A 20,910-nucleotide genomic window follows, 5' to 3' on the forward strand; every position below is an offset into this window, starting at 1 on the left:
CGTCGGGCCAAGAGGTATTGGCATGGTGGATCACAGCGCGGCCTCAACGCCGCGGGCCTCGCCCCTGATCCGCGCAAGTAATTGACGGGCATTGCCGGCGTTGGTCGCGTAAACCAGCGCGGCATACACAAGCGCACCGACCGATGCGTCCAACATAACTTCTCCGATGCCACCAAAGCTTGGCAGCATGAGAACAACGGCGGCCATCGCTGCGCTACAGGCGAGGCACAACGTCAGATCACGCATGGGGACCGGCATCAGAAGTGTCCGACGTCCGACAAAAATGGATGCGATCACGCCAACGCCATATCCCGCCACAGAAGCTGCTGCGGCTCCTGACAAGCCAAACCGGGGAATGAGGACAAGATTGCCGCCGATATTGACTACGGCGGGTATCAGCATCGTCACCAGCAGCAATCGGGTACGCTTTGCCAAGGTGAAGGCCTGATTGAAATAATAGTACAGGAAGCCCGAGAGCAGGGCCGATGCGGCGATCCACGGGGTCACCATGGCCGAAGCGCTACGAAGTTGCGGCCCGATAACCACTTCGGCAAGCGGCCTCGCGACCAGTGCGAGTCCCACCGCTGCCGGTATCGTTAGCAGGATGAGGGCGCGTGCCTGATCCGTGGCGGCTTCCTTTAATGCGTCGCGGCTTCCGCGTTCCAGAGCCATGACAAGGGCAGGCGCACCTGCGGTACCAAGCCAGATGAACATGACGTCCAGCGTGCGGCTCGCGAGGCTATAGCTGGCGTGATAGGCCCCAACCGCCGCTTCGCCCATCAGCCATTCCAGCATGAACCGATCTGTCGTCGCCAGTATCAGCCCCATGCCTAGCGAGATGGAGATCGGATACCCGTAGGCAGCAAAGGCTTTGAGCCTGTCAGCATTTAGGACACCGCCCCGCGCACGCTTTAATTCGGCAGGCAGGACCACGGGCAAGAGCAACAGGGGCGCGATCAGCAGTCCGATCAACGGCGCTGACCCTCCAGCACCACTGAGCGCCGCGACGATGCCGATTGCAAAACCTGCAACGACGAAAAACATGTCGAGGTTGGCTGCCCTGCGGACATCGCCGCGAGCGCGCAAGGCGACCTTCACCAGATTCATGCAACAGCGCACCGGCACTCCGATCAGGCCAATGCAGACGGCAATGCGTATTTCGGCACTGGCGGGCAGAAACAGATAGGTGCCGATAACCACCGGTACGAACAGGACGCTGATCAGAAGCGCCGTTTTATATAGCGTGGCGTATAGTGCACCGTGCCCGCCGTCGCGGTCTGCCTCGGCCCAATGGCGCTCCATCGCTGCTTCGATCCAAGAAAAGAGCGAAACGTGGGCGAGCGTCAGAACCGCAAATGATAGTGCATAGATGCCGAACTGTTCCGCAGTTAGCAGGTGGGTGAAGACCCAGATAGTGGCCACCCCGACAACGGCCTGTAGGATGTTTGAGGGTAGGTAACCCAGAATACCGCGAACAAACATCAGCGCACTGCGAGCTTGTCGCCCAGCAGAACGGGCAGGGTGCGGGCCATGATCCAGATATCGAACCAGAAGCTCTGGCGCTCGATATAGTCGATATCCAGTTGCACGCGACGACGGACGTCTGCGGCGGTGTGCATGGGACCGCGCGAGCCATTGATCGCGGCCCAACCGGTCATCCCGGGCTTGATACGGTGGCGATGGGCGTAATCGGCGACAATGTCCGACGACATAACCTGACCGGTCTTCATCGCGATGGCGTGGGGCCGGGGGCCCACGAGGCTCATTTCGCCACGAACGACGTTGAATATCTGCGGAATCTCATCAAGGCTAGTGGTGCGTAGAAAGCGGCCTGCGCGCGTAATGCGGTCGTCATCGCTGGTGACTTGGCTAACTCCGGAGTGGTCAGCGCGGTCCGCCCGCATCGTCCGAAACTTCCACACGACGATTTCCTCGTGATTGAACCCATGACGGACCTGCCGGAAGAGGGCGGGACCCTTGCTATCCAGCCGCACCCAAATGGCGATGGCGATCATGAGTGGGGACAACAAAAGAAGTGCCGCCGCGCCACAGATGATGTCCTGGAGACGCTTGTAAAAGGCGGCTGTATCCCGTGAAGGGGGATGTCGGAGCGTCGCGACAGGCGTTAGAGCCATCTTGTCTAGCGCGTGCGCGATTTCCTCGTCGGAAGGTGCCTCACTCTGGATCAAAGTCACCACCCGATTGGGCATCAGCGTAAGTCTTCGCTCCAGTTGGCGGACGCGCTCGTTGGCCTCGCCGGGGACGGTGAGGGCGATACAGTCCAGATATCCGGTGAGTCGGTGCGACAGCAGCGCCTCTGTTTCGCCAAGCACCGGCACGCCACAAACCCGATCGGGTCTGCGGGCCCGTCGGTCGTCGAAAATGCCGAGAATGTTCACGTCCCGGCGCTTCAGCGCCGCCTGAATCATCCGCTCGGCATGATCGGTCGCACCGACCAAGGCGACATTTGGCGTTAGCGCTCCAGTGAGTCGCCCCTTGCGGATCGCTATCGCCCAAATGAGATGGAGGCAAAAAATAAGGGCCGCAAACCCGCACGCCCACACCAGATAACGGGGAGTGCCATCGGGATCCAAGGCAATCTGTGTGATGCCGCCCGCCAGACTGCCAATGATAATGCAGCCACCGGCGACCAGCGCGTGTTTGATGATCCCACGTGGAGACACAAAGCTGTACGAACTGGAGGCGAGCAAGAACCACATTCCGCCCAGCCACCCCAGAAGGTAGGGAGCGATCTCGAGCACGGTCAGCTGTCCGACAGCTGCGATGCTGCGCGGATAGGCCAACCAGCCCGCTGTCACCAGGAATGAAACGGCGAGGTCCAGACCGCGATAGTAGAAAACGCGTAGTCGATATCCGTTTCGCTTACGTGCGGTGATCCATACATCAGGGCGGAGGGGGCCGCGCATGGCATGGCCATGCTTCGACTCACTGTGAGTCGAATCGCGATCACTTGCGGGCGCGGGTTCACCGCGCGCTGCCATAGCCAAATTCGCTTCCAAACGGACGTCCACCCAACCCCTGTCAGCCCAAAACCCCTCTGACATGACGTCGAAATCTGACTTAGTGGCCTATACCGCAGGTTAACGCGCAAGATTTCTCGAAAACCCCGTTGCATACCCGACAGTTACGGGCTATCCACGCCGCCTGCCGGAGACGTGGCCGAGTGGCTGAAGGCAACGGTTTGCTAAATCGTCGTACCCTGTAAGGGGTACCGAGGGTTCGAATCCCTCCGTCTCCGCCAGTCCCTTCTGTGGACTGGCTTTCCCGCAAAATCAGGGGCTTATCGCAAGTGGGTGTTACATCTGGAGCAGATGAAGGCCCTATGCCGACCTACCTGACCAAGCGTGGTGCTACCTACTATTTCCGGCGTGTTATTCCAGATGATTTGCGGCCGGCTTTCGGCGGCAAGCGCGAACTGACTTTTTCTCTCGGAACGAAGGATCGCGCCGAGGCGTCGAGGCTGTGCCGAGCTGCAGCCGTCCAATCCGATATAGATTTTGAACAGGCTGAAGCTCAGTTAGCTAGACCTCCGGCGACTAGTTTGAAGTCCGCTGAAACCGCTACGATGGATCGGCAAGCTTATGCGGCTACCGCCTTTGCTTCGCTGCAACGACAGCGTGAAGCAGCCTTTGCGGCGGGGAACTTGGCAGCCTTCAATGCGCGGGCGCGCGATAATCTAGAGATGTATCAAACGATACTGGAAGGCGGCGACAATCTTGACCTGACGTTAGTGCAAGTTGAGGGGATGCGGAGAGCATACAAGGCATTACTAGCTGACGATGGCGCGGCCGTGTTTTCGGCAACGGCGGTCACATTGCAAGAGCGAGATCAAGTCTCACCTCCACCTGAGACGCCCATGCTGCCCGAACTCATCAAACTATGGGCGGCCGAACGTAGCCCTGATGCTAGATCTGTCGATATGTGGCGGCGGACGTGTGCCATGTTCTACGCGGTAGTTGGTGAAAAGCCCGTAGGTGCAATCACTAAGGCCGATGTGATTGCGTTCAAGGCGCACTTGATCGGCAAGGGTAATGCACCGGCGACCGTGGACAGCCGTCTCAATCATCTGCGCTCGTTGTTCAGGATCGCCGTTGAACAGGACATAATCCCCCTCGACCCGGCGGCCACTGTGAAGGCCCCCTCAATGAAGGGGGAAGCGTCGCCTCGTCGCTACTATGGCGCCGGTGAACTCAAGGCTGTGTTCGGATCTGCGATCTACACCAAAGGCGAGCGTCCTAACCGTGGGGCAGGGGAGGCCGCCTATTGGCTTCCATTGCTGGCGCTCTACACGGGCGCGCGGCTCAATGAGATTGGTCAACTTCGGCCGAAGGACATTTTGCAGGAAGTCTATCTGGACGCGGACGATAAGGAACTGAGGGCGTGGGTCATCCGCATCACGGAGGATAAGCAAGATGGCTTGAGGGTGAAGAACCCAAGTAGCAACCGGCGTGTCCCGATCCATCAGGCGCTTATCGATCTGGGCTTTCTTCGCTTTGTGGATGCTGCTCGCGACAAGGGGCAGGCTCGCATCTTCCCGGACCTCAAACCCGACCGCTACGGCGTAATTACCGGCAACTGGTCGAAATGGTATGGCCTTCACCTGCGCGAAGTCTGCGGCGTGTCGGATAAGAAGATCACCTTCCACTCATTCCGACATAACTTTAAACGCCATTGGCGTGAGTGTGATCTCAGCAAAGCGGCAAACGACGCGATCACTGGGCACGAGAGTGGTTCGGTAGCTGATAAATACGGTGGAGACTATCCGCTCAGGCCGCTGGTCGAGGGCATGGCCCGCTATCGGGTGCCAGACTTCACCTTGCCTCCTCCCCCTGCATCCCTGAAGTAGCCACGAATGCCGAAATGCGGGGCGCTGAGCGCCTAATAACGTCTGTGGCAGGGATAGATGTGCCCCTGAAAATCAGCCCCTGTGCGCCCCTCAATTCCGCGATTTTGCAAAGGCGGAAAGGAGACAGATGCCGCACCTGCATTTGCCGCTCAAATTCCAGCGTCAGCCAACAGTTCAGACACCAAACATCCCAGCGCGGCAGATATGCCGATTAGGGCCACTAGGCTGACGTTTCGCTTCCCCCGCTCCACCTCTCCCATATGGGTCCGATTGATACCTGCTGCATCAGCCAGCGCCTCTTGGGACATGCTCTGCGCGTTTCGTCGCGAGCGAATTTCATCACCTAGCCGCCCCAACGCGGCCTGATTATCAGTACTGACGGAAACCCTTGGCATACGTCTAGCGACGCCAGATGTTGGATTTACGCACCACCTGATCTATGAACCATTCCAACATATATGGAGGGTTTCATGGGGTATGTCGTAAGCGCTTTGGTTGCAGCCGCAGTGATTTGGTTTTTCACTGCTCTAGCTCGCGAACAGGCTGACCATAATCTTCATCGCAATCTCAGCCGACTACTCGATCAGGCTAAGGCCACTCTAGATGAAGATGATATGCAGAGATTACGCTCTGCATTGATCGAGTTGGAGATCATAGCCGACGCTCAGATTGCAACCAGACAGGTCACTACGAAGCAGGGACGTCGCATGCTCATGAAGGCGAGCATTCAAACGATCCAATCTTTCATGGAAATCGGACGGATGTTCTCAGGCCAAGCATCCACTTAAAGGAATTGGACAGCACGAAGCCTATCAGGCTGATTTTCTAACTGTTTCAAATAGATGCGGCCAATCCATGAGTAGCGCTCTCAGGAAGTAAATGGGACTGTTGTGCGAGAGGGTATCAAAACGATTTTCAAGAGTGGGATCGGGCTGATCCTCTCTCGCATCAGAAATATCTCATCGGTCCTGAGGTCCGGCTGTCACGCTGCGGAACTTGGGTGCTCGCGCATCACGCTACAGCCGCGCAGTATCGCTTCACAGTGGCCGGTGACAGCGCGAAATGACGAGCGGTCTGAGCAATGCTGGCAGCATTCTCCTTGCGCCACACGGCCACCGCAGCCGCGTCCTGAGCAACAGGACGGCCAAGGCTTTCCTTCCCCCTGTGCGTCTTTCCTGTGGCCGCGAGCGTTGCCTTGGCAACCTGCCGCCCGGCCTCAGTGCGCTCCCTGATACGCTGGCGCTCCATGTCAGCCACCTGAGCGAGCACTGCGAGGATCAGTTCGCCGACGCCCCTGCCAATGGGGCCGATGCCATAAACATCCACGGTCACGCCCGCTTCAATGAGGCGGCGCACAGTCGCTTGAACATCCAGCGCGTCCCGGCCTAACCGATCTACTGCGTACACATGCACAACGTCGCCAGAGCGCACCTTGTTAAGCAAGTCCGCAAACCCCGGACGATCAGCAGCGCGTGTCCCACCGCTCACGCCAACATCACTGAACTCTTGGTCGAAGTCCCCACCAAGGGCGAGACGCTGGCTCTCTATGCTCTGGTCCCCGGTACTGACGCGATAGTATGCGATACGGTGCATGTCTGGCTCATAAGTTAGGACGCTCTTTGATCTAGCTCATAACCATAGCTCAATTAGCCGTCAATGTATCTTATGAGCTATAGCGCATAAGCTACAACTTATGATCCGCCCAGCTCTACGCTTGGTGCGTTGGAGTATCAGGGAGGCCACTATCCTCTTGTGGCTGGTAGGACCTAAGGGGGGAGCTAGTCCCTTCTAAATTCAGATGAGCTGCCTCGGATGGCTAAGGCAAATTTCGGTTGAGCGTGGCTTTATTGAATAACAACGGTTAATGAATGGACATGCAGAATGAGCCACTCATCTTTGTCAGCTACGCAAGCCCCGACCGTGAGCGTGTTATGCCGTTCTACTCGGCGCTAAAACAGCGCGGGCTAAATGCGTGGATCGACAAAGAACGCCTCCTCGGCGGTCAGAATTGGGATTTCGAGATAAGAAAGGCATTAAACAGTGCCTCTCTAATTGTAATGTTTATATCCCACAACTCTATTACTAGGCGCGGTTACGTCCAGAGAGAGATTAAGCTTGCCCTTCACAAGCTAGAAGAGAAGCTCGTAGACGACATCTATATTATCCCCGTAATGCTTGATGTTGATGCAAGGCGTCCGGATCAACTGGAAGGACTTCAATTCTTAGATGCCTCCGATCCTGACTTCGTCAATCATCTATGTGAAGCGATTAGTCATCAGGCCATTGAAGCCGAAACTGCGACCGCCGCATGGACACATGAGCACGATCTTTCGTGGACCAAGGTAGCGATTAAAGAAGAATGGAGCGGCTTGCCGGGATATCAGTTCTCCAGCGAAGTCGTCCATCTAGTATCCGGAAAATATCAAAATTTATCAGACTGTGCCGATATAATTAAAGGCTGGATAAAGTCTTCCCTTTTAGAGCAAAGGTTAAGTATACTAGATCAGAGCTCTGAGTTTTATAACTTCGGGATGACAAGAGAACTTCGATCGCATATATGGGACGCGTTCGCCTCAGATCCTGTATTTGCAGGTAGATGCGTTTCCATCAAATATAGCGTTAGCTGGTATAACGCAGGTGCGGCGCATTCGATTTTTGGCTTTCATACGTTCAACTTTTTACTGGACCCGTGCTGCGAGTTAGGCAGGCTCGAAAGATGGTTTTCAGAAGAGGAAACTGTGCTGAGCATCATCCAAGCGACGGTTAAAGAAGAGCTATTGAAGCTAAGATGGGATGATGACGAAGAAGACACCCCCCTCCTCATGGAAGACGATATTGTTAACGGCACTTCTAGCTGGTCAGATTTCAGTAATTATTCGTTAGGCGAAGAGGCAATCGAGTTCTTTTTTGGTGCCTATCAAGTAGGCCCTTATGCTGTAGGTCCGCAATCTGCTCAGGTGCCTTACTCTAAAGTTGCAAAGTATATGAACGACACGCTGCGTTCGGCTTTGAATATTACTTATACCGACGGGCCTGAACCCCCGTGGCTTTCAGAAGAACCAAGCGCAGATGATGCGACCTCTAATGATCAAGGCTGATGAAGCGATTTCCACATGATTGGATTGAGCGGTGAGGCGATCCCCCCGCCTCTGCGGAACGCCTAGAAACCTTCACCCCTCCAGTTGCTACACTACGGCTCACGCAGTCGAAACGCTCTAAGTCATCGATTTTAAGAGACGTGAAGACAGTCCCTCTCGGTCCGCCAGCGTGCCGCCTTTTACCTATTGAGCAGTTGATACAAATTGCTACATTAGTGCGTAACAACAGCTACATTCCGCTTTCGTTAGGTTACTGATTTTGCTGGATAAATATTGATGGCGGGGTAATCCCTCCGTCTCCGCCAGATCTCTTTGCCGAGATCCGGCACCTTCCCTCAAAAGCTAACTTTACAGCCCTGATGATTTGGGGCGTTGACGCGCGACTGCAGCCAGTTTGCGCACGACAACAGCTCTACGCCCGCTGCTAAGCTGGATGGTATTTGCGCCGGAACATGGTTGACGGCCAGTTCACGCAAAAAATATTCGCATACCGACGTTTTTACTCTTGCTGATTTCGCAGATGCGTTCAAAACTTCGCACATGCGTAAACATAGAGGGGGATACTCGAGTGACGCACAAAAAGAGCATGATGCCAGGGCTTGTTGCCCTTGGCTGCTTTGCCGGCGGTCTCCTCGCTGCCGGAGCGGCATGTGCCGCGGCTACCCCTGAGGTAGCCACAACCATCGCAAACGTCGCTGCAACAGCGTCGGAGCCAGCCGCTCCGGCGCTGTTTTCACATCAGGTTCCGTTGGAGCTTGATGCCGCCGCGACGTCTTGGCTCGGAACGTCAACGGCACTGGTGCTGCTGATGACCTTGCCGGGTCTGGCCCTGTTCTACGGCGGTATGGTGCGCCGCAAGAACGTGGTGGCCACCATCACCCAGTCGGTGGCTGCCTTCGCGGTAGTCACGCTGGTATGGATGGTCGCTGGCTATACCATTGCCTTCGGCGTGAACCCCGATGAGGGGCTGAACCGCTTTGTCGGCAGCTTTGACGCGCTGTTCCTGAAGGGCATCACCAAGGATACGGCCTACGCCGCTCTTCCGGGCATTCCGGAGTATCTTTGGCTATCGTTCCAGCTGACCTTCGCGATCATCACGCCGGCGCTCATCACCGGGGCCTTTGCAGAGCGGATCAAATACTCTGGTCTGCTGCTGTTCATCGCCCTGTGGTCCTTGATCGTTTATGCCCCGATTGCCCACTGGGTGTGGGGCGGGGGCTTCCTCGGTGCGGGTGGCGTGCTGGACTTCGCCGGTGGCGCAGTTGTTCACGTGAACTCGGGCGTTGCGGGCCTTGTGTGCGCGATCTTCCTGGGTGCCCGTAAGGGTTACGGCGTCGAGCCGATTACAGCGCACAACCCTGTGCTGACGATGATCGGTGCTTCGCTGCTGCTGGTAGGCTGGATCGGCTTTAACGCCGGTTCTGCCGGCGCAGCAGATGGTCTGATGGCTGTCGCGCTCATCAACACCCTCATCGCAGCTGCGGCTGGCTCGTTGAGCTGGAAGTTCATCGAACGTATCGAAAAGCGCAAATGGTCGCTGATCGGCGTTCTATCCGGCATCGTTGCCGGTCTGGTGGGTATTACGCCAGCCGCTGGCTTCGTCGATCCTATGGGCGCACTCATCATCGGTCTGGTCTCCGGTCCGGTCTGTTACGTCTCGTCGGTCTGGCTCAAGAAGCTGCTCAAATACGATGACAGCCTCGATGCGTTCGGTCTGCACGGCGCGGGCGGTCTGGTCGGCGCACTGCTGACGGGCCTTCTGGCAACCACTGCGGTCAACGACCTGTCAGAAGGTGCAAACGTTCTGGCCCAGTTCATGGGTCTGGTCTGGACGATCGTCTGGAGCGCCATCGGTACGCTCGTCGTGCTGGTGATCTGCAAGTACACCACCGGTCTTCGCGTGAACGAGACCGTGGAAGACGAAGGCCTCGATACTCACCTGCATGGTGAGGCTCTAGAGCCTTCTGCCTAAGCGGCTTCATAGCCGTGGGGCTTTGATGCCCCGCTGATACCCAAAGTCGTGCCGGGCGGCGTGTCCTCCCACCGTCGTCCGGCCCGCAAGCCACCCTGAGTACTGTGATCGTTTTACCTCCGATGGCGGCTTCGCTGTCGGGACTGTTCGCGTGCGTAAAGTTCAATGACTTCCAGGGGATACACTAATGAAAAATGCAATCCTTGGCCTTGCAGCGCTGGGCCTGATGACTGTTCCGACGCTTGCTGTCGCGCAAGAGGCGGTGCCGGAATGGTCCTTTAACGCGGGCGTGGTGAGCGACTACATGTATCGCGGCTTCAGTCAGTCCGATAACGGCGTGGCTTTGCAGGGTGGTGTCGATTTCACCTACGGCCAGTTCTATGCAGGCACCTGGGCATCCAGTGTGAACTTCGGTGACGGAACCGATGCCGAGTGGGATTTCTACGCTGGTCTGACAGGCGTGGTGGGTGGCTTGGACTATGACGTAGGGGCCACCTATTTCACCTATGTCGATGCACCTGATGGCAGCGACTACAACATGATCGAGTTCAAGGCAGGCCTGTCCAAGACCATCGAACAGGTCACGTTCGGAGGCACTGTCTATTACTCCCCCGACTTCTTCGGTGCGGACGAGCACGCCACCTATATCGAAGCCTCCGTGGGCTATGAACTGAACGACAAATGGTCGCTCTCCGGGGGCATCGGCCGCCAGTATCTAGATGTCGGTACGGACTACAATTCGTGGAACGCGGGCGTGATTTATAACGTGAATGCCAATGTCGCGTTGGACGTCCGCTTCTGGGATTCCGGGGTTCGATCCGAACTCAGCGACGCGCGTGTCACTGTCGGACTGGGGTTGTCTTTCTGACCGTTGCTTTGCTTTCACTGATGAAAATAAGTGATGAAAGTGAAAAAGCCTTACGCTAGGTGATCTTGGCACGGGGGCCTGCAACCGCTAGCTCTTGGGTATCAAACGTCTAAGGGATGACGCTCATGGCCGATCTGGCTCAAATCACCGCAAAAATCCAAGAAGCCATCAACACCAACGGCGGCTTCGGCAAGACCATCAAGCTGGACCTCGGCGAAGCTGGCAAGATCTTCATCGACGGGATCAACAACACCGTCACCAACGATGACAACGCAGCCGATGCGACCGTCTCGCTGAAGATGGAAGACTTCCTGGCTCTGGCCGAAGGCCGCCTCGACCCGATGATGGCCTTCATGCAAGGCAAGCTGAAGGTTACTGGCGACATGATGCTCGCACAAAAGCTGGCTCCGCTGCTCAAGGGTCGTTGATCCTGAAGCGGTTAAGCTGAAAAGTAGGGCGCGGTTCTTTTAGGGCCGCGCCTTTTTCATGGCTCTAAATCGCCAGTCAGAGCGATGCGCCAAACGATGCCCAGGGGAGGGTTAATGCTATGGATTTCCGCTTTTCCGATCGATCGCTGGTTTGGCAGGACAAGCTTTCGCGCTTCATGCAGGACCACGTCATTCCGCAGGAGGACGCCTATATCGCTTCGGTTCGCGCCAATCCGCGCGTGTTCTCTCCGGTGATGGTCGAGCTAAAGGCCAAGGCTCGCGAGGCAGGCCTATGGAATATGTTCCTGCCGGGCGATCATGGGGCTGGTCTGAGCAATCAGGACTACGCACCGCTGGCCGAGATGATGGGGCGTCACCTGTGGTCGGCCGAGGTCTTCAACTGTAACGCGCCTGATACCGGCAATATGGAGGTGCTCCACCTCTATGGAAACCAGCGGCAGCAGGAACAGTGGCTGACACCTTTAATGGAGGGCGAAATCCGTTCGGCCTTCCTGATGACCGAGCCGGCCGTCGCGTCTTCCGACGCCACCAATATCGAGACGCGTATCGAGCGAGACGGCGATGAATACGTCATCAACGGGCGCAAGTGGTGGTCGACCAATATGGCCCACCCGAATCTGGCCTTCACGATTGTCATGGGCAAGACCGATCCCGATGCCCCCGTCCACCAGCAGCAGAGCCAAATCCTTGTGCCCGTCGATACGCCCGGTTTCCGTATCGAGCGCATGCTTTCGGTATTCGGCTATGACGAGCTTCCTATTGGTCACGCCGAGGTGGTGCTGGAGAATGTTCGCGTTCCGGCGGCGAACCTGATTGCGGGTGAGGGCAGAGGGTTCGAGATTGCACAAGGGCGCCTTGGACCAGGCCGCATCCACCACTGCATGCGCGTGATCGGTGCTGCCGAGCGTGCGCTCGAGCTGATGGTGGATCGCCTGTTGAGCCGCGTAGCATTCCGTAAGGCGTTGGCCGAACACTCCGTCTGGGAGCAGCGTGTCGCCGAGGCCCGCACCCAGATTGAAATGTGCCGTCTGCTTGTGCTGAAGGCCGCGTGGATGATGGACGATGTGGGTGCCAAGGGGGCCCGCTCCGAAATCGCCCAGATCAAGGTCGCTGCTCCGAAAATGGCGCTCAAGGTAATCGATGACGCTATTCAGGCTTATGGCGGTGCCGGTGTGTCTGCTGACACTCCGCTGGCAGAACTGTACGCTACGGTTCGCACCCTGCGGATCGCGGACGGACCTGACGAGGTTCACAACCGCACGATTGCCCGGCTGGAATACGCGGCAAGAGCGGTTCAAGCCGCGCGCTGAGGTCTAAGGGGGCGGGGGAACATCCTTCGCCCGCCTCGCGTTGCCTATGTAACGGTACACTCGATGTGCCGATTTACAGAGGGAAACGATGCGACCCGCCCCACGCCCCCTTCCGCTCGTCAGCACGGCCCTGCTTTCAAAATATCAAAGGGTTAGAGAACAGACCTTACGTTTGGTCTCAGGTTTTGCGCCGGAAGACCTTGTGGTTCAGTCCATGCCTAATGCCAGTCCGGCAAAGTGGCATCTTGGACATACCAGCTGGTTCTTTGAGGCCATGATACTGGCGCGTGATCCTCGCTATGTTCCGGTAAATCCCCAGCTCCAACTCATATTCAACTCCTATTATGAAGCCTTGGGGAAGCGTGTCGCTCGTGCGGAGCGAGGCCTAATGACGCGCCCGTCGCTTTGCGAAGTCCAGGCTTATCGGGCCGAGATTGACCGGCGAATGTATGACCGGCTGAATGATCCGCTTTCAGAAGCCGAAGAGTATCTGTTCAATCTTGGCCTCAATCACGAGCAGCAGCACCAAGAGCTTCTTGTTCAGGATCTACTGCATCTCTTTTCACGCAATCCCTTACGTCCCGCAGCGTGGCGCGAAGAGCCGCGCACGGCACCTTTGGCTTTGCCTAGAGGGGGTGTCATCGAGATCTCCGAAGGCTTGGTGTCCGTCGGCCATGACAAGGTCGATGGCTTTTCCTTCGACAACGAAATACCGGTTCATCGGCAGTGGTTAAATGCCTACGCCTTGTCGGCCGATCTGGTTTCCAACGGCCAGTGGGCGCGCTTCATTGAAGACGGCGGCTATGAGCGTGCGGAACTTTGGCTGTCTGACGGCTGGGCGCTAGTGCAAACGGAGGGACTGAGAGCGCCCGCATATTGGCGCAGCAGTGGCTCGGGCTGGAAGCAGTTTACCGTCACGGGCGAGGCCGATCTCGACGAAGACGCGCCCGTCCGACACATCAATTATTACGAGGCCGATGCCTTCGCGCGGTGGGCCGGCGGTCGCTTGCCGACCGAGGCCGAATGGGAGCACGCCGCTGCTACACGCGGAGCGGAGTTCTCAAATCTGGATACGGAGGTGTGGCAGTGGACCCAGTCGTCCTACGGCCCGTATCCCGGCTTCCAGCCGACCGAAGGGACTGCCGCCGAGTATAACGGCAAGTTCATGGCCAACCAGATGATCCTGCGCGGCGGAAGCTTCGCGACGCCACGCGATCACCTGCGAACCACCTATCGCAACTTCTATTATCCGCACCAGCGCTGGGCCTTTACCGGTCTGCGACTGGCCTTTGATCGCGCCCAGAATCCGGAGGTGGCATGCAAGCCTTTCGTCGTGAACTAACCGAAGGGCTGGCCGCATCGCCAAAATCGATATCTCCCAAATGGCTGTACGATGCCAAAGGCTCGGAGCTGTTCGAGGACATCACTCGACTGCCCGAATATTATCCGACCCGGCAGGAGAGGGCGTTGTTGCGCCGAGTGGCACCAACGTGGGCTAAGGGTGTCGGCCCCGACGCGACACTGGTCGAACTGGGCTCCGGTGCCAGCGAAAAGACCCGTATCGTGCTGGACGCTTTGCCTGCACTGGCGGCCTATATTCCTTTGGACATCAGCCAGTCGGCGCTTGAAGAGGCCGCCGCGTCTATCCGTGCAGACTATCCCAAGCTGGATGTCCGACCTGTGCTGGGTGACTTCAGCGCATTGCCATCACTACCGGACGATTTGCCGAGCGGCAGGCGCGTAGGGTTTTTCCCCGGTTCGACCTTGGGAAATCTCGAGCGGGACGAGGCCGTCAGGCTGCTCGCATCTTCGCGTCGCATGCTGGGTGAGGATGCGCTGTTTATCCTCGGGGTGGATCTCATCAAGGATCGCGAAACGCTGGAGGCAGCCTATGACGACGCGCAAGGCGTGACGGCGAGGTTCAATCTCAACCTGCTTGAGCGCGCCAACCGAGAGTTAGGCACCGACTTCGACCTTACGGCATTCCGTCACCGCGCGGTGTGGAACGAGGCGTGCTCGCGTATCGAAATGCATCTGGAAGCCGTGAGGGATACCCAAGTCACGCTGGACGGTATGACCTACGATTTTGCCGGGGGCGAAACGCTGCACACTGAAAGCTCGCGCAAGTTCAGTCGTGACCAGATCGAACAACTGGCATCGGCTTCGGGGTGGAGCGTGCGAGACTGGGCCCAATCCGACGCACCGTCGGTCGCATTGGCTGTGCTGGCCCCGGCGTAAAGACAAAGGGCGGTGCATCGCTGCACCGCCCTTGGATTACTCAGGTTGCCACAGTCTTAGTTGGCACGCGGAGTAGCCGATTGATCCTTGAGATCAGCCTTGTTGCGCGAACCGTGAGAAGCTTCGCCTCCTTTTCGACCGGCTTGTGCGGCCAGAGAACGATCTTGGGAAAAGCTGCGCTTCTCCGAAGGAACGCTTGCACCACCCTTGCGGGCGATTTCACGCTGACGCGCTGGGTCCATCGACGCGAACCCACGTTTGGAAATACCCGAAGGCTTAGCCGGTACTTGGTCGGCCATATGCGAACTCCTTTCGAACTGTAGCACTCACAGAAAGAAGGAGCCGAGCGTAGCTAAGGTTCCGCGACCTTTGTCGCATTTTACAACCTTTGCGGGACCAACATGTTAAGCATCGGAAATAACGAGCATTAATTGCTGTTAATCAAGCAAATCCGGACGTGTTATTTGACAATTCATCGCTGTTCAAAGCGGCGTCGCCCACGAAGGGATTTGTGCGCCGCTCCTGCCCGAAGGTCGAGTGGGGGCCGTGGCCGGGGATAAAGGTCACATCGTCCCCTAGCGGCCAGAGTTTCTGGACGATCGACTGCACCAGATCCTGATGGGAGCTTTGGGGGAAATCGGTACGGCCCACCGATCCCTGGAAAAGAACATCCCCGACCTGGGCGAATCGCGCCTCGCGGTTGAAGAAGATCACGTGGCCGGGCGTGTGACCGGGGCAGTGATAGACTTCCCAGCGGGTTTCACCCAATTCCACGGCATCACCGTCAGCAAGCCAGCTGGTCGGAGTGAAGCTGCGGGCGTCCGGCAGCCCCCAGCGCTGGCCCTGTTCTGGAATCATATCGATCCAGAATTTGTCGGCTGTGTGCGGTCCGACGATTTCGACGCCCGACAGATCTTGCAGGTCCTGTGCGCCACCGGCGTGGTCCAGATGTCCGTGTGTGATCCAGATCGCTTCCAGCGTCAGTCCGCGGCGCTTGATCTCGGCATAGAGCGCGTCTGCGGATGCGCCGGGATCGATGACTGCAGCCTTCAGGGTTTTGGTGCACCACACGATGGTGCAGTTCTGCTGAAGCGGAGTGACGGGGCTGACGAGAACGCCAATAGGTGCGACTTGCTGGTTCATAAACACTGAAATAGCGCTGCTAGAACATCAAAGAAACCCGCTGCGCGTTGACGTAAGGGTCTTGGATCGACATAAGAGCGGGCTTCGAGGGTACCGCTCCTGTGGGGCGGTCCTTTTGCTTTATTCCACTCGCGCGCCTTTTGGGCGTCGCCCCAGAGCGTCAGATATCCGACCATGCAAGTCGTCGAAAAGTCGAACGAAGGCCTCAGCCGCGTGATCGCGGTGACCATTCCGGTAGCAGAGCTGAACGAAAAGCTTGAAGCCCGTATCAAGGAAGTCGCCCCGCAAATGAAGCTGAAAGGCTTCCGCCCGGGCAAGGTGCCGGCCTCCTATGTGAAGAAGACCTTCGGTCGTGACTTCATGGGCGAAATCATCAACGCCTCGCTGAACGAAACCAGCCAAGGCGCTCTGGACGAACTGAAGGTCCGTCCGGCTGCTCCGGCAGAGATGAAGCTGATCTCGGACATGGACAAGGTCGTCGCAGGCGAAGAAGACCTGTCGTACGAAATGTCGCTGGAAATCATGCCGGAGTTCACCCCGGTTGATCCGAAGACCCTCGAGCTGTCGCGCCCGACCTATGAAGCGTCGGACGAAGACCTCGAAGAAGCTCTCAAGGAACTGGCCTCGCAAGCCAAGTCCTACGAGGACAAGAAGGGCAAGACCGTCAAGGCCGCTGATGGCGACCAACTGACCATCGACTTCGTCGGCAAGATCGATGGCGTCGAGTTCGACGGTGGCGCTGCTACCGACGCTGATCTGGTCATCGGTTCGGGCCGCTTCATCCCGGGCTTCGAAGAGCAGCTCAAGGGTGCCAAGGTCGGCGAAGAGAAGACCATCGAGGTCACCTTCCCGGAAGAATATCAAGCCGCTCACCTGGCTGGTAAGGCCGCAACCTTCGACGTCACCGTCAAGGCTATCAAGGCTGAAACCGAAACCGCCATCGACGACGAGTTCGCCAAGCGCATCGGTCTGGAGTCGCTGGACAAGCTGAAAGAGCTGCTGAAGGCCAACTTGAACCAGCAATACGCTGGCGCAGCCCGCTTCAAGCTGAAGCGCGCTCTGCTGGACGTTCTGGACGCCGGTCACGACTTCCCGCTGCCGCCGAAGATGGTGGAAGCCGAGTTCGAAGGCATCTGGGCTCAGGTGTCGGCCGACAAGGAAGCTGGCAACCTGACCGAAGACGACGCCAAGAAGTCGGAAGACGACCTGAAGGCCGAGTACAAGAAGATCGCCGAGCGCCGCGTGCGTCTGGGCCTCGTGCTCGCTGAAATCGGTCGCCTGAACAACGTCGGCGTGACCGATCAGGAACTGTCGAACGCCATCATGGCCGAAGCCCGCAACTACCCGGGCCAAGAGCGCATGGTTCTGGACTTCTACCGTCAGAACCCGAACGCAGCTGCCCAGCTGCGCGCTCCGATCTATGAAGAGAAGGTCGTCGACCTGATCGTCTCGGTCGCCAAGGTGAAGGACGAAGCCATCACCAAGGAAGAGCTGCTGAAAGACGAAGAAGAAGCCTAATCGGCGGTCCTTCTGATCAGAAGTTTAAAGGGCGGTGCGAAAGCGCCGCCCTTTTTCGTTGCTGAACTATTTTTTGCCGCAATCCATGCATCGATTTAACTAATGGCGCGTACCTAGCAATGTTACGTAAGGACGACCCTTAGGAGTAACGAATGTTTTTTGCCGCCTTGGCTCTCGCGGGAGCACTCACCGCCCAACCGCCGCAGCAGGCTCCGTCGTCGCCGACGCAGGTGGATGACATCGTCGTGGCGGGACGTCCGGTCGGCGAGCAAATCCGTAGCTTCCTTGACGACGTAGCTCTGCCGGACCCGAACCTGCGGGTCGCACGCTTCCATAATAATGTCTGTGTCGGTGCCGTGAATATGCGCGGTGAGATGGCTCAATATGTCGTGGACCGCATTTCGGACGTGGGCGACGCCATTGGTCTCGAGGTTGGCGGTCCGGGCTGCAAACCCAATGTGCTCGTGATTGCGGCGGACGATGGGGCTGCCTTTGCCAAGGGGTTGGTAGACTCGCGTCGCCGCGCCTTCGTACCGGGCGGTTCTGGAATGGTGCGCACCTACGCAGCGCTGGACCGGTTCCAGAACACTGATGCGGGCATCCGCTGGTGGCATGTCTCAATGCCGGTCGACGCGCGTTCCGGGGCAATCGCGACCCGTTTGCCGGGCGAAGATCCTCCCTTTGTGACCGGCGCGGGTTCGCGCTTGCGCTCGGAGATCCGCAACGACATCAACCGCGTCATCATTATTCTCGACTTCAACAAGCTGCAGGGCCTGAACTCCCGCCAGATCGCAGACTTTGCAGCTATGGTTGCGTTTTCGCAGGTGGACCTGGACTCCGACTTCTCCGGATATGATTCCATTCTGTCCCTTATGTCGGATCGCGAATATGAGGGAATGAGCGAGTGGGACATGGCTTATCTCAAGGCTCTGTACAGTGCCGAGCTTACCGGCGTGTCCAAGACCCAACAGCGTGGCGAGATCGCCGCCCTGATGGAACGTGCCCAGGTCGGCCCGCGCGCCCGTCGCAAGGCGGTCGATGCGGCGGTTGATCCGTCTTAATCGCTTAATCCGCTCATGTGGCCTTGCATCGCCCATAGCGGGTGATGATATCGTGAGAACTAAGGTGGGCGGCTGTGAGTCGCCCCGAGATTCTCGAAAAGGCCCACATGCGCGATCCGATCGACTACATCTCCAACAATCTCGTTCCTATGGTGGTGGAGCAATCCAGCCGTGGTGAACGGGCGTTCGACATCTTCTCGCGCCTGCTGCGTGAACGCATCATCTTCCTGACCGGCCCGTTCGAAGACGGCATGGCTTCGCTGATCTGCGCGCAGCTGCTGTTCCTTGAATCGGAGAACCCGAAGAAGGAAATCAGCATGTATATCAACAGCCCCGGCGGTCAGGTGACCTCGGCGCTGGCGATCTACGACACCATGCAATACATCCGCTCGCCGGTTTCGACTGTGGTGATGGGTATGGCCGCTTCGGCAGGTTCGCTGATCCTGACCGCTGGTGAAGCCGGTCAACGCGTCGCTCTGCCGAACGCACGCGTGATGGTGCACCAACCGTCGGGTGGCTTCCGTGGTACCGCTTCGGATATCGAGCGTCACGCCGAAGATATTATCGCGACCAAGCGTCGTCTGAACGAAATCTACGTCAAGCACACCGGTCGCACCTATGAAGAGGTTGAGCGCACGCTCGACCGTGACCACTTCATGACGGCCGACGAAGCCAAGGCCTGGGGCATCGTGGACCACGTCTATGATCGCCGTATTCAGGCGGACGCGGACGGCGTGAAGGCTCCCTAACGCCTGACGACATGACGAAATGACGCGGGGCGGTCCGGATTATCGGGCCGCCCCGAATCATGTTTGCACGTAATTTGAGTATGAGCGCGGGGCAGGGTGATGTGGGATAACGGCTTGAAATACGGACTGGTGACGCGGGTGCTGCATTGGTCCATTGCGACGCTGCTAGCCTATCAGCTGGGCGGCGTCATCGTCGGCATGGTCTTGGGCGAAACACCGCTGACCGAAGCGTGGGGCTCTGAACACAAGGCGACAGGCCTGCTGTTGTTTATACTCGCCGTAGTTCGCGCTGTGTGGGGACTGGTAAACTTGCGCCAACGACCTGCCGCGCACCGAGAGTTGATCGGCAAGGCTGCGGTCGCCGGTCATCTGGTGCTTTACGGCCTGTTGCTGGTCGTTCCTGCGATCGCATTGGTGCGCCAATACGGGTCTGGCAGGCCATTCGAGGCGTTCGGGCTAACGATCATGCAAGGCGGCCCCGACAAGATCGAGTGGATGACCAAGCTGGGTAGCGATTTTCACGGCGAAATGGCGTGGGTGTTGCTTGTGATGATCGCGCTGCACATCGTTATGACGCTGGTGCACCAATTCGTCTGGAAGGATGGCACGCTGAAGCGGATGGCGGGCTGATCCTCCTCGCCGAACATGCTATCAGGCCGCCATGCAGTACACCAATGACACCAAGGGCACGATAGAGGTCGATGGCGACGTCTATCTTTGGGAACTCCGCCGACAGCAGCGTCCGGTGGGCAAGAATGCGTGGGAGGGCATAGCCATCGCCTTCCGCCATCAGGACTATAAGCGCGAGGCTGTGGCCCAGTACCCTGCGCTGTTCCGCCCGAACGGTTCTCCCAATCTGGAGAAGCAGCGCATCGATCTGGACGTGCTGGCCAGCACGGTACGTTCAATCATCGAAGCCGGCTGGGAGCCTGCGTCGCGCGGCAAGACGGTGAACTTCGACGTGGATGCGGACGGCAACTGACCGCCCGCACCGTCGGACAGATCAGGGCTTCCGGGTGAAAACCTGGAGGCCTTTTTCTTCGGCCATGGCGATCATCTGTTCATCGCCGGACGTGTCCCCATAGGCCGCCAGGACGCGCACATCGGGTCCGTAGACGGCGTGGATGCGCTGGACCTTCTGTTCGCGACGGCAATTCGGTGTGGCAAACCGTCCGGTGACGCGGTCATCGCCATCGAACTCCAGTTGCGTGCCGATAAGGTTTTCCGCACCCAACCGCTCTGCGAATGGCGCGATGGTCGTTTCGGGCGATGCGGTCACGATGACGCGGTGGACACCCTTGGCACCCCATTCTTCCCATTTGGCGAGAGCGTCCGGACGCATAAACTTCTTCCAGACCTCGTCGCGATAGGCCTCGGCCTGAATGGCCAGTGCCTCGCGCTTGATGCCCTTGAGAAACACATCGACCGACGCTGCCTTGATCCGCCCCCGATCGCGGTCACCAAGATAGGCAAGGGCCGCCGGCACCAGCCGGAGCATCCCGCCAAGGTACTTAAGTGGTCCTACCCGCCATTTGAGAAATGCGGTGAAGCTGTCGCGAATCGACAGAGTGCCGTCAAAATCGAACGCGACTATTTCCTTTGGCATTTCGCTTGTGCGAAAAGGGGGCTGGCGCGAC

At 58.0% G+C, this 20,910-nt stretch carries 21 protein-coding genes and 1 tRNA gene; 15 read left to right on the forward strand and 7 right to left on the reverse strand.

The annotated features are described in order from the left end of the window. Positions 1–30 precede the first annotated feature (30 nt). Both LOX95_RS05230 and LOX95_RS05235 read right to left on the reverse strand, forming a co-directional pair. Entirely contained in the window at positions 31–1,482 is a 1,452-nt protein-coding gene (locus LOX95_RS05230; protein WP_242913409.1) for a lipopolysaccharide biosynthesis protein, read from the reverse strand. Beyond that, positions 1,482–3,002, reverse strand: a complete 1,521-nt coding sequence (locus LOX95_RS05235; protein ID WP_242913410.1) for an exopolysaccharide biosynthesis polyprenyl glycosylphosphotransferase — start codon at positions 3,000–3,002, stop codon at positions 1,482–1,484. Before LOX95_RS05235 ends, LOX95_RS05230 begins: the two co-directional genes overlap by 1 nt. Positions 3,003–3,170: 168 nt before the next feature. Between LOX95_RS05235 and LOX95_RS05240 the strand changes: the two genes are divergently transcribed. Then, positions 3,171–3,262: transfer RNA gene (locus LOX95_RS05240), tRNA-Ser, on the forward strand. Between the two features lie 81 nt (positions 3,263–3,343). Continuing rightward, positions 3,344–4,867 carry a DUF6538 domain-containing protein gene (locus LOX95_RS05245; protein ID WP_242913411.1) on the forward strand — a complete coding sequence of 508 codons (1,524 nt, stop codon included), beginning with the start codon at positions 3,344–3,346 and terminating at the stop codon, positions 4,865–4,867. A gap of 149 nt (positions 4,868–5,016) precedes the next feature. Here LOX95_RS05245 and LOX95_RS14220 read toward each other — a convergent pair whose 3' ends face one another. Next, the gene (locus LOX95_RS14220) at positions 5,017–5,262 is read right to left on the reverse strand and encodes a helix-turn-helix domain-containing protein (RefSeq protein WP_282452677.1); all 246 of its coding nucleotides are present in this window, start codon (positions 5,260–5,262) and stop codon (positions 5,017–5,019) included. Between the two features lie 75 nt (positions 5,263–5,337). On the opposite strand from LOX95_RS14220, the gene LOX95_RS05255 reads away from it, so the two are divergent. Next, positions 5,338–5,655, forward strand: coding sequence for a hypothetical protein (locus LOX95_RS05255; protein WP_242913412.1), 318 nt, complete (start codon positions 5,338–5,340; stop codon positions 5,653–5,655). Between the two features lie 223 nt (positions 5,656–5,878). Here the strand turns inward: LOX95_RS05255 and LOX95_RS05260 are convergent, their stop codons facing one another. Continuing rightward, positions 5,879–6,460 carry a recombinase family protein gene (locus tag LOX95_RS05260; protein WP_242913413.1) on the reverse strand — a complete coding sequence of 194 codons (582 nt, stop codon included), beginning with the start codon at positions 6,458–6,460 and terminating at the stop codon, positions 5,879–5,881. Positions 6,461–6,735: 275 nt separating this feature from the next. Between LOX95_RS05260 and LOX95_RS05265 the strand changes: the two genes are divergently transcribed. The 7 genes from LOX95_RS05265 to egtD all read left to right on the forward strand — a co-directional run bounded on the left by LOX95_RS05265 (position 6,736) and on the right by egtD (position 14,802). Next, on the forward strand, positions 6,736–7,965 hold the full coding sequence (locus tag LOX95_RS05265) for a TIR domain-containing protein (protein ID WP_242913414.1): 1,230 nt from the start codon (positions 6,736–6,738) through the stop codon (positions 7,963–7,965). 586 nt (positions 7,966–8,551) lie between these two features. Then, positions 8,552–9,937: an ammonium transporter gene (locus tag LOX95_RS05270; protein ID WP_282452680.1), complete on the forward strand. Its 1,386-nt coding sequence runs from the start codon at positions 8,552–8,554 to the stop codon at positions 9,935–9,937. 187 nt (positions 9,938–10,124) lie between these two features. Continuing rightward, positions 10,125–10,805 (forward strand): TorF family putative porin, encoded by a 681-nt coding sequence (locus LOX95_RS05275; RefSeq protein WP_242913415.1) that lies wholly within the window; start codon positions 10,125–10,127, stop codon positions 10,803–10,805. 125 nt (positions 10,806–10,930) lie between these two features. Beyond that, on the forward strand, positions 10,931–11,233 hold the full coding sequence (locus tag LOX95_RS05280; protein ID WP_242913416.1) for an SCP2 sterol-binding domain-containing protein: 303 nt from the start codon (positions 10,931–10,933) through the stop codon (positions 11,231–11,233). Between the two features lie 119 nt (positions 11,234–11,352). Then, positions 11,353–12,564, forward strand: coding sequence for an acyl-CoA dehydrogenase family protein (locus tag LOX95_RS05285; RefSeq protein WP_242913417.1), 1,212 nt, complete (start codon positions 11,353–11,355; stop codon positions 12,562–12,564). 88 nt (positions 12,565–12,652) lie between these two features. Continuing rightward, complete coding sequence (gene egtB / locus LOX95_RS05290) at positions 12,653–13,906, forward strand: ergothioneine biosynthesis protein EgtB (RefSeq protein WP_242913418.1); 1,254 nt, start codon at positions 12,653–12,655, stop codon at positions 13,904–13,906. Beyond that, positions 13,882–14,802, forward strand: a complete 921-nt coding sequence (gene egtD, locus LOX95_RS05295; RefSeq protein ID WP_242913419.1) for an L-histidine N(alpha)-methyltransferase — start codon at positions 13,882–13,884, stop codon at positions 14,800–14,802. The genes egtB and egtD overlap by 25 nt, the downstream gene beginning before the upstream one ends. Before the next feature lie 56 nt (positions 14,803–14,858). On the opposite strand, the gene LOX95_RS05300 is transcribed toward egtD, so the two are convergent. Together LOX95_RS05300 and LOX95_RS05305 are read right to left on the reverse strand one after the other, a co-directional pair. Next, positions 14,859–15,101: a con-10 family general stress protein gene (locus LOX95_RS05300; protein WP_242913420.1), complete on the reverse strand. Its 243-nt coding sequence runs from the start codon at positions 15,099–15,101 to the stop codon at positions 14,859–14,861. Between the two features lie 142 nt (positions 15,102–15,243). Beyond that, positions 15,244–15,945, reverse strand: a complete 702-nt coding sequence (locus tag LOX95_RS05305; protein ID WP_242913421.1) for an MBL fold metallo-hydrolase — start codon at positions 15,943–15,945, stop codon at positions 15,244–15,246. A gap of 174 nt (positions 15,946–16,119) precedes the next feature. Between LOX95_RS05305 and tig the strand changes: the two genes are divergently transcribed. The 5 genes from tig (at position 16,120) to LOX95_RS05330 (ending at position 20,255) form a co-directional block, all read left to right on the forward strand. Then, positions 16,120–17,463, forward strand: a complete 1,344-nt coding sequence (tig, locus tag LOX95_RS05310) for a trigger factor (protein ID WP_242913422.1) — start codon at positions 16,120–16,122, stop codon at positions 17,461–17,463. Positions 17,464–17,615: 152 nt separating this feature from the next. Beyond that, entirely contained in the window at positions 17,616–18,524 is a 909-nt protein-coding gene (locus LOX95_RS05315) for a hypothetical protein (protein WP_242913423.1), read from the forward strand. 107 nt (positions 18,525–18,631) lie between these two features. Further along, the gene (locus LOX95_RS05320; protein ID WP_242913424.1) at positions 18,632–19,273 is read left to right on the forward strand and encodes an ATP-dependent Clp protease proteolytic subunit; all 642 of its coding nucleotides are present in this window, start codon (positions 18,632–18,634) and stop codon (positions 19,271–19,273) included. Positions 19,274–19,372: 99 nt separating this feature from the next. Then, positions 19,373–19,903 (forward strand): cytochrome b, encoded by a 531-nt coding sequence (locus tag LOX95_RS05325; protein ID WP_242913425.1) that lies wholly within the window; start codon positions 19,373–19,375, stop codon positions 19,901–19,903. A 31-nt stretch (positions 19,904–19,934) separates the two neighbouring features. Further along, the gene (locus tag LOX95_RS05330) at positions 19,935–20,255 is read left to right on the forward strand and encodes a hypothetical protein (protein WP_242913426.1); all 321 of its coding nucleotides are present in this window, start codon (positions 19,935–19,937) and stop codon (positions 20,253–20,255) included. A 21-nt stretch (positions 20,256–20,276) separates the two neighbouring features. Here LOX95_RS05330 and LOX95_RS05335 read toward each other — a convergent pair whose 3' ends face one another. Continuing rightward, entirely contained in the window at positions 20,277–20,879 is a 603-nt protein-coding gene (locus LOX95_RS05335) for an HAD-IB family hydrolase (RefSeq protein WP_242913427.1), read from the reverse strand. Positions 20,880–20,910 lie beyond the last annotated feature (31 nt).

The sequence above is a fragment of the Brevundimonas pishanensis genome (assembly GCF_022750635.1).
Classification (GTDB): domain Bacteria; phylum Pseudomonadota; class Alphaproteobacteria; order Caulobacterales; family Caulobacteraceae; genus Brevundimonas; species Brevundimonas pishanensis.